Source organism: uncultured Cyclobacterium sp., from assembly GCF_963976465.1.
GTDB lineage: Bacteria > Bacteroidota > Bacteroidia > Cytophagales > Cyclobacteriaceae > Cyclobacterium.
Window position 1 is genome coordinate 1 of the sequence record NZ_CAXBOC010000183.1, and the last position, 9,505, is coordinate 9,505.

Below are 9,505 nucleotides of genomic sequence, written 5' to 3' on the forward strand. Positions count from 1 at the left end.
AAAGAAAAGGCTAACCATTAGAAAAAATCAATAAACCATCTCAAAAGGTTAAATTTCCATATAAATTATATTGATTATATTTTATGATTTTGGCGGTATTGTTGCAGAAAAAGAGCAACAATACCGCCAAAATCTGATTGTGCTTCTTGCTTTTACCAAGGCTTGGCAGCCTTGGCTACAAAAATGCCACACCTATGGTGTTTTGGGATTCGTTAGGCTTTGCCGTCAATATTACCATAGGGAGTAATGTCAAGCGAAAATGAATTCTAGTGTAGGTTAAATATCTAGTCTATATAGCTTTAGTTGCCTAAGCTTATTCCATTCTATTTACTTTTTTCGGCCTTATGGAAATTAGTAAAATGGATTGCTCAATGGCGTTAAAAACAAAAATCTGTTTGAGGCCTTTTCGGCCGAGTTTTTTTTGTTTAGCCAGGGAGTGATTCATTTTGCGTTAAGATTTACATACAGCCTTGATTTTTTTGGTTCGTTTTTGTATCAAGACAAAAATGAACAGCTAGAAATTTGGATAACCATAAACATTTGTGATTTTGTCAGCATTGTTGCAGAAAAAAGCAACAATACCGCCAAAATCGGGTAGTGCTTATGGTTTTGACCAAGGCTTGACAGCCTTGGCTACAAAAATGCCACACCTACGGTGTTTTGGGATTCGTTAGGCCTTGCAGTTCATAAAATTTAATCCTAAATATCCTGCCATTTAAAGTGGCCTTTACTGATAAGCATAAACAATTATTTATTACCTCCTGAATCAATCTACTTTTCAGGTGGGTACCATAGGAAAGCCACCGAAATCTAGTATCGGTGGCCTTTTATTAATTAGAAAATTTCCAATTGACTGAATCAATTCGGGATCATTCCATGAGGATCAATCACGAATTTCTTGGCAGCACCTCCGTCAAAATCTTTGTACCCTTGAACAGATTCTTGCAAGGAGATGATCTGCACATTCACTGCTTTGGCAATCTGAATTTTGTCGTACAAGATGGCATTCATTAGTTGACGATGGTATTTCATTACCGGACACTGGCCGGTATGAAAGCTGCAGGATTTGGCCCATCCCAGGCCTAAGCGAATGCTTAGACTTCCTTCCTTGGCTGCTTCAGTTGAAGCGCCGGGATCTCCTGTTACATACAAACCCGGAATACCTATATTTCCTCCGGCCCTTGTGATGTCCATGGCTGCATTCAATACCGTAGCAGGCTTTTCTTTGTCAGCATCCCCACCATGGCCTCTGGCTTCAAAGCCTACGCAGTCCACAGCGCAATCCACTTCTGGTTCACCTGTGATTTCAGCAATTGCATCAGCAAGTGGCGTATTGTCTCTCAGGTCAACCGTTTCACAACCGAAGCTTCTGGCTTGAGCAAGTCGCTCAGGAATCATGTCTCCCACAATCACTACTGCAGCACCCAAAAGCTGGCAAGAAGCTGCACATGCCAAACCAACAGGCCCTGCCCCTGCAACATATACGATGGAGCCCGGCCCAACACCTGCGGTAACGGCGCCATGAAAACCTGTAGGGAAGATATCTGAAAGTAAGGTAAGGTCTTTGATCTTGTCCATGGCCTGGTCTTTGTCCGGGAATTTCAATAAATTGAAATCAGCATAGGGAACCATTACATATTCAGATTGACCACCAACCCATCCACCCATGTCCACATAGCCATAAGCTGCGCCTGGTCGGGCAGGGTTTACATTCAAACAAATGCCAGTTTTTTGTTCTTTACAGTTCCGGCACCTTCCACAGGCAATATTGAAAGGAACAGATACAAGATCGCCTTCCTTGATAAACTCGACATCTCTTCCTGCTTCAATTACTATTCCGGTGATTTCATGACCTAAAATAAGTCCTTTTGGAGCGGTGGTACGCCCCCTTACCATGTGCTGGTCACTGCCACAAATATTGGTTGATACAATTTTTAAAATGACTCCATGATCACATTTTCTGTTACCTAAGGCTAATTTAGGGTAATCGATTTCTTGGACCTCTACTTTACCGGGTTCTAAATAGGCCACGCCGTGGTTTTTACACATATTAATTTGGGTTTAGTTGAAAATTGCTTTTAATAATTACTATTTCCGTTTAGAAATTAGTAAAAAAATCCAATAAAGTATATTTTTTCAACCATTTCCTATGGGCATTCCCTCCAAAAATTAGGGAAAGCTTTATTCCACCCCATTATTTGCGCCAAAAAGCCAAGGTGAAAGGCATGATCAACCCATAACTAAAACAGTATCAATACCTAAAAAAAAGAGGTGCTGTTACATACAGCACCTCTTTTTTTCTTACCAGATCCTAACCCTTTCCTTAGGTGTGACATACATTTGATCCCCTTCTTTGACATGAAAGGCCTGATAAAAAGCGTCAACATTGACCAATGGACCATTGGCACGATATTGTGCGGGTGAATGAGGGTCAGTTTGGATTTGGGTGCGCAAAGCCTCTTCCCTGCTTTTGGTGCGCCATACGGTTGCCCATGAAAGGAAGAAACGCTGGGAGGGTGTGAAACCATCAATTTTCCCCGGATTACCATGCTCTTCTAAATGTTTTTGTAGTCCGTCGTAGGCCACCAGTACACCACCCAGGTCACCAATATTTTCTCCCAAGGTAAGTTGACCTTTCACGTTCAATCCTTCAATAGGTTCATATTGATCATACTGGGCCACAAGTGCTCCGGTTCTCTCCTTAAAGCGTTCAAGATCTTCCTCTTTCCACCAGTTTTCCAAGTTGCCATCCGGACTGTAGCGACTGCCTTGATCATCAAATCCATGGGATATCTCATGTCCGATTACAGCACCTATGCCGCCATAATTTACCGCAGCATCTGCTTTGTAATTGTAAAAAGGTGGCTGAAGAATGGCTGCAGGAAATACGATTTCATTATAGGTAGGATTGTAGTAGGCATTTACCGTTTGAGGCGTCATAAACCACTCTGAGCGATCTACCTCTTTGCCCAGTTTGTCCATGTTTTTGCGGAATTGAAATTGGTTCGCAGCGATAATATTGGACAGGTAACTAGTGGTCTCCTTATTGTCATCCAGTTCCAGGGCAGCATAGCTTTCCCATTTATCCGGATAGCCTATCTTTACTGTGAAGGTAGCCAGCTTGTCCATGGCTTTGGCCTTGGTTTCATCACTCATCCAGTCCAGGTTTTGAATTCGATCACCCATGGCTTCCAATATATTATTGACCATCTCATTGGCTTTTTCTTTGGCTTCCTCGGGAAAGAATTCTTCGGTGTATAATTTACCAATGGCTTCTCCTACAGCCCCTTCTGCACTGCTCAGCACCCTTTTCCATCGGGATCTCAATGCTTCTGTTCCCTGCAATTCTTTTCCGTAAAAATCAAAATTTGTCTGTACCAATGCATGATTCAAATAGGGAGAGGACTTGCGCACTAGGTGCCATTTTAAGTAGTTTTGCCACATTTCAGGATCCGATTCATTGAAAACCCTTTCCAAGGCGACCATAAAATCCGGGCTACTGACAATAACCTCATCTGTGGCTGCACCAAAAGTTTCAAACAAAGCAGACCAATCCAGTGAAGGAGTAGTTGCTTGAAGCTTTTCTACTGAATATTTATTGTATCTGCCTTCAGCATCTCGCATTTCGATTCTGGTCTTGCTGGCAGCGGCCAGCTTTGTTTCTATCGCCAAAACATCTTTCGCTACCTTGCGGGCTGCTGCCTCTGAACTGCCTAGTAGTTGAAATACCCTGGAGATATGGGTTTCGTATTTCGCCTTGATTTCTTTGAATTTTTCGTTGCTTTCATCCACATAATAATCCCTGTCAGGCAATCCAAGCCCCCCTTGACTAAGGTATAAGGCATTTTTGTCTGAGTCCTTGGCATCTGAACTTACATAAATATTGAAAAATGCACTTACACCGGAAGGGTGGATTTTGCCTAGAAATGCCTGCAGGTCTGCTTTGTTTTTAATCTGCTCTATCTGTTCAAACCAGGGGAGCAAGACATCATGACCTCTTTTTTCTGCCAAGAGGGAATCCATACCAATGGTATAAAATGTTACGGCCTTGTATTGATCAGTTCCTTTAGGATACTCGGAAATATTGGCCTTGGCTGTTTCCATGACCTGCTTTACTCCGGCTATACTTTGGTCTCTAAGTTCCAGAAAGCTACCCCATCTCCCTTGGTCTGCAGGTATTTCTGCCTCTGCTAACCAGGTTCCATTGACATACTGAAAAAAATCATCTTGCGCACGGATAGAGGTATCCATATGGCTTAAGTTTATGGCTTCAATTTCTTCCTCCGTCTCTACTTGCTTTGGAGCACAAGAAAAGACTGTGAATAAAATTAAAGCAGGGATTACACTAGTTTGACTTAGCAATTTCATAGGATCATCAGGTTTGTGATTATTTAAAGTACAAAAAACAAGAAAAAATTGTTCAATACGGATTTGAATTTGTTGCGAAATATAAATTGACGACCATTTATACTGATCACATTTGCTGGTAATCCCTATTCAATAAATTTAAATCAAGCGCATTTTATAAGTGAAAAACGGGGTGTACTGACTTTAGTCTCTAGTCAAAAAGCACTTTATGAATTGGTCAATGCATTTCCTATATTTAGCCAATAATCCAACCATCAAACCTAAAATTATATGCGCCTTATATCATTTATTTGCTTCTCTTTAATGGGGTTGATTTTATTCGCCTGCAGTCAGCAATCTCCGGTTAAAGGGGATTCCGTTGCCTACCAAAAAATGACATTTTCATGGAATGGACCGGAGTTGACAGAAGACAAAGCAACATTTTTAAATTATAAAATGGAGGTGCATTTTACCGATCCTGATGGTGAAACCATAGTGGTGCCGGGGTATTTTGCAGCGGATGGTGATGCCGGTGAGAGTGGAGCAGATAGCGGTACGGTGTGGAGGGTCCACTTATTGCCCCTAAAACCGGGAGAGTGGTCATATCGAGTCAGCTTTTTGGAAGGTGAAAATATAGCCATAGCCACAGGAAATGCCAAAGGGAGCAGTTTGGCCTTTGATGGTGAGCAAGGAACATTCACTGTAACCCCTGCAGATACAAGCCAAGCTGGCTTTTTGGGAAAGGGAAAATTACAATATGAAGGTGAGCATTTTCTTCAATTCACCAATGGAGAATATTTTTTTAAAATGGGAGCCAATGCGCCTGAGGTATTGCTTCAATACAAAGACTTTGATGGAACTGATTCTGAAAGGACTTATCAGAAACACATCGCTGATTGGGAAGAAGGTGATCTGCTTTGGCATAAAGATAAAGGGAAAGGAATAGTAGGGGTGGTCAATTACCTTAAGAAGCAAGGGATCAATTCCCATTACTTTTTGCTAATGAGTGCTTATGGCGATGGAAAGACAGCCTTTCCATGGGTTGGGCAAGATGATTATTACCAATACGATGTCTCCAAACTTGATCAGTGGCAAGGGCTTTTTGATTATATGATGCAGGAAGGCATGATGGTTCAATTTGTATTGTCTGAGCAAGAGAATCAATCCTATTTTGAATTTAAAGAAGGGGGTGATTTTGCCAACAGCCGAAAGCTTTTTTATAGAGAATTAGCTGCCAGATTTGGTTATCTTAATGCGGTAACCTGGAACATAGGAGAAGAAAACGGTTGGCAAAAGGATGAAGGCTACGGGAAATCAATTACCAGCCAGCAGAGGAAACAATTCGCTGCTTACCTTAAAGATTTACTCCCTTATAATGAATTAATTGTGGTTCACAATGGTCCTTCAAATACAGATGCGATTTTCGAAGATTTGGTGGGAGACCCATCCTATACGGGGATAAGTTTTCAGGGAAATTATCAAGATGTAACACATGGGTATGACCGACTTTTACATTGGAGAAAAGCTTCTGCTGCTACTGGACATCCTTGGGTGGTTTCTTATGATGAGCCTTATACCGGCCCTGAGTATCCGGAATTGGATGTGTGGAGAAAGCATTCCCTTTGGGCTTCATTAATGGCGGGGGCCGCTGGAACAGAAGTGTATATTGGGAAAGGCGAAGATCTAAGAATACAAGATTACCGAAAATACCAAGCCTATTATGAGCTGATGAATCATGCCAAAAACTTTTTCACCAAAAGTGAAATCCCTTTTCAAGAATTGGCTCCTCAAAAAAATGAAACAGCAAATGCCTGGTTGCTAGCTGCCAATGATGAAGTATTTGTATATTACCTCAGAGATGGTGGGGAAGGGGAACTCAAATTGCCTGAAGGGCTGTTTGAAATTCATTGGTTTAACCCGAGAACTGGCGTCAGGTCTCAAAATGAGGCTTTAAAGCAAGTGTCGGGTGGACAAAACACCGCATTGGGAAAAGCTCCGGAAGAAATTGATTTAGACTGGGTGATTTTGGTGGAAAAGGTTAATAATAAGTAAGGTATTCAATCCAAAATTTCTATTATTTTACCTCGACATAAATATTGGTCCCGGTTTTTTTGCAAAGGTCATTGCCACAAATTACCAAGACCTTAAGGGGTAGCATTGCCCTGGAAATAAATCGATGCGATCATTTGACCCAGTGATAACTTGGCTTTATACGATTAGCTGAAACCTAGACTGTAGCGCATTCATATGAATATAAAAAATATAAAAAATGCCGGTTCGGCCAAACTAGGCACCTTTGGTGGGGTCTTTACTCCTTCTTTACTGACAATCTTGGGGGTTATCATGTACCTAAGGTTTGGTTGGGTTGTGGGGAATGTGGGTTTGATAGGGACCTTACTTATCGTAACCCTTTCAACTGCCATTACCTTTCTGACTTCCTTGTCAATATCGGCCATTGCTACCAATGCACCGGTAAAAGGTGGAGGCGCCTATTTTTTAATCAGTAGGTCTTTGGGAGCAGAAATTGGAGGAGCTGTCGGGATACCCTTATACCTGGCGCAGGCTTTTTCAGTTTCCTTGTATGTCATTGGTTTTTCTGAATCTGTCGTTGCTATTTTCCCTGCTTTGGACATGAAATGGGTAGGGATAGTTACCACCTTGGTTTTAGGAGGATTGGCCTTGTTTTCCACCACGGCTACGATCAAAAGCCAGTTTTTTATCATGGGCTTGATTGCATTGTCTTTATTGTCTTTGGCTTTTGGTAGTCCCATGGAAGACTCCAATGTTGAACTTTGGGGAGTGCCGGCAGCGCAGTCGGTAGATTTTTGGCAGGTATTTGCTATTTTCTTTCCGGCGGTTACCGGGATTATGGCAGGGGTAAATATGTCAGGAGATTTAAAAAACCCTTCCAAATCCATACCCAAAGGTACTTTTATGGCCATTGGTGTGGGTTATTTGATTTATATGATTTTGCCGGTGATATTGGCTAGCAGAGCAGATGCTTCTACACTGATCGATAATCCTCTTATTATGCAGGATATTGCCATTTGGGGTGGAGCTATTGTGCTGGGGATTTGGGGAGCAACCTTGTCAAGTGCCACCGGTAGTTTGTTGGGAGCGCCACGCGTTTTGCAGGCCTTGGCCAATGATAAGATTTTGCCTAAATGGGCCGGCGTATTTAGTAAGGTAGGAGGGAAGGAAAAGATTCCTAGAGCGGCAACGATCTTTACCATTGGCATCACCCTATTGACGGTGTATTTTGGTAACTTAAACCTCATTGCCCCTGTGCTCACCATGTTTTTTCTTACCACCTATGCGGTTTTAAATATTACGGCTGCCACCGAGCGGTTTTTAGGAAGTGCTTCATTCAGACCCAAGTTTAAGGTTCATTGGGTATTTTCACTTTTGGGAGCCCTTGGTTGTGCAGGAGTGATGTTTTTGATTAATGCTTTGGCAACCCTTATGGCTTTTTTGGTGATAGGGATCATTTTTGTTTGGCTGGAAAGGAGAAAGATTGAGGCGACGTGGGGAGGCCTGGGAAGAGGGGTTTTTTCCTCTATAATAAGGTATGCTTTATTTCGGCTAGAGAAAGAGGCCAATGCCAAAAGTTGGCGCCCCAATATCCTTGTTTTGTCGGGCTCTCCCGGGAAGAGGTGGCGCTTGATAGAACTTGCCGATGATATCACCAATGGTAATGCCCTGTTTACTGTGACCACCATTGTATCTGAATCCAATGTTCCTCAGGAGAAAGTTAAAGACTTTGAGGGAAGAATTATGGATTATTTGGCCAATAAAAATATACAGGCTTTGGTAAGAGTAGTCCGGGCCTCTGACCCCTTTTCAGGGGCCATGCATATGGTCAACTCTTACGGTTTGGGACAGTTGGTTCCCAATACCATTTTGCTGGGAGATACCAGAGAAAACCGAAGCTTGGTGCCCTATTCAGAAATGATAAGGCATTTCTATAAATCCAGGAAAAATGTAATCATCGTTCAGGATGAAGGGAATATAGGCTTTAAGGAAAAGAAAGTGATTGACATCTGGTGGGGAGGATTAAAGCGAAATGGGAGTTTGATGATAATTCTGGCCTACCTTTTAAAAAACAGCAGGGAATGGCAACAAGCGTCTGTAAATGTGAAGATGGTCGTTCCAAATAAAGAGGCCTATGCAGGGGCAAAAGATAATTTGGATAAAATTTTTGAAGGGATGCGTACAGGTTTTGACTATCAGATATTGACAGCTGAGGGCCGGAATTTTTGGGATATAATGGCTGAAGAGTCGAAAAACAGTGACATGATCATGATGGGCTTGGCGGTGCCTGAAGAAGAGGGGGCTTTTGAGGATTACTATGTCAAATTGAAGGAACGAACCAAATCTTTGCCTACCAAGGTTTTTGTTCTGGCTGCACAAGAGGTGGAGTTTGATAAGGTATTGATTTAGTTTCTTAATGTATACTATACCAAGGTTGTATTTTAGAATGGTTTCGAAATAAATTCCCCTCCCTTGGAATAAGGGATATTTGTGCTTAGCAGGCTGGCATTTTCGTAACTGATTTAGTGTTTCTCAGCTGGTTTCACTGATTGGAAATTAGCCTCTACGAATTTCTAATGGTAAAATAATTCCCCCAAGCTTGTTGCCCGATCTATTTGATCCAATTGAAATAAACAAATACTAAGGAAAATAGAAAAAGGAAGCCAATTCCAGCAATAGAGAGCCAACGCATCCAATTTCCCGGTTGTTGTGCTTTAGTAAGATGTTGGCTAAATATCAATTGGTAATTGAGGATGGCAATAATAGGTGCAATTAGGAAAGAGATGGTTGTGGCCAATCCTATTAATTGATTAAAAGATGCCATGAAAAAACCGATTACCAGTATTCCGCCTAGGGTTATCAAGGTCAACCACAAAAGATAGTCAGTGTTTTTTTCTTGCCGATTATTCATTACTGCGATTACTCTAGCGGTGGAGCGAGCGTAGCCATCCATGGCGCCAATGCAGGTGCCTAGCATAATGGAAAAACCTGCTGCAGCAATGACCATAAACGCCCAGGATCCTAATTGCGTAGCGAATAAATTTACTACACCTGTGGCAAAAGAAACATTATTGTCCGGCAATGAGTCTCCCGTATTGAAAAGTAAAAATGCGCCTAGCACTACAAA

At 41.9% G+C, this 9,505-nt stretch carries 4 protein-coding genes and 1 pseudogene; 2 read left to right on the plus strand and 3 right to left on the minus strand.

Going from position 1 to position 9,505, the window contains the following annotated elements; translation table 11 throughout:
* Positions 1 to 858: 858 nt before the first annotated feature.
* On the minus strand, positions 859 to 2,049 hold the full coding sequence (gene fdhA / locus AAC037_RS11725) for a formaldehyde dehydrogenase, glutathione-independent (RefSeq protein ID WP_339903175.1): 1,191 nt from the start codon (positions 2,047 to 2,049) through the stop codon (positions 859 to 861).
* A 252-nt stretch (positions 2,050 to 2,301) separates the two neighbouring features.
* Entirely contained in the window at positions 2,302 to 4,368 is a 2,067-nt protein-coding gene (locus AAC037_RS11730; protein ID WP_339903176.1) for a M13 family metallopeptidase, read from the minus strand.
* Between the two features lie 270 nt (positions 4,369 to 4,638).
* On the opposite strand from AAC037_RS11730, the gene AAC037_RS11735 reads away from it, so the two are divergent.
* Entirely contained in the window at positions 4,639 to 6,399 is a 1,761-nt protein-coding gene (locus AAC037_RS11735) for a DUF5060 domain-containing protein (protein WP_339903177.1), read from the plus strand.
* 195 nt (positions 6,400 to 6,594) lie between these two features.
* Complete coding sequence (locus AAC037_RS11740; RefSeq protein ID WP_339903178.1) at positions 6,595 to 8,787, plus strand: Na-K-Cl cotransporter; 2,193 nt, start codon at positions 6,595 to 6,597, stop codon at positions 8,785 to 8,787.
* A 202-nt stretch (positions 8,788 to 8,989) separates the two neighbouring features.
* On the opposite strand, the pseudogene AAC037_RS11745 reads toward AAC037_RS11740, so the two are convergent.
* A pseudogene (locus AAC037_RS11745) lies at positions 8,990 to 9,505 on the minus strand (divalent metal cation transporter); the annotation flags it as partial.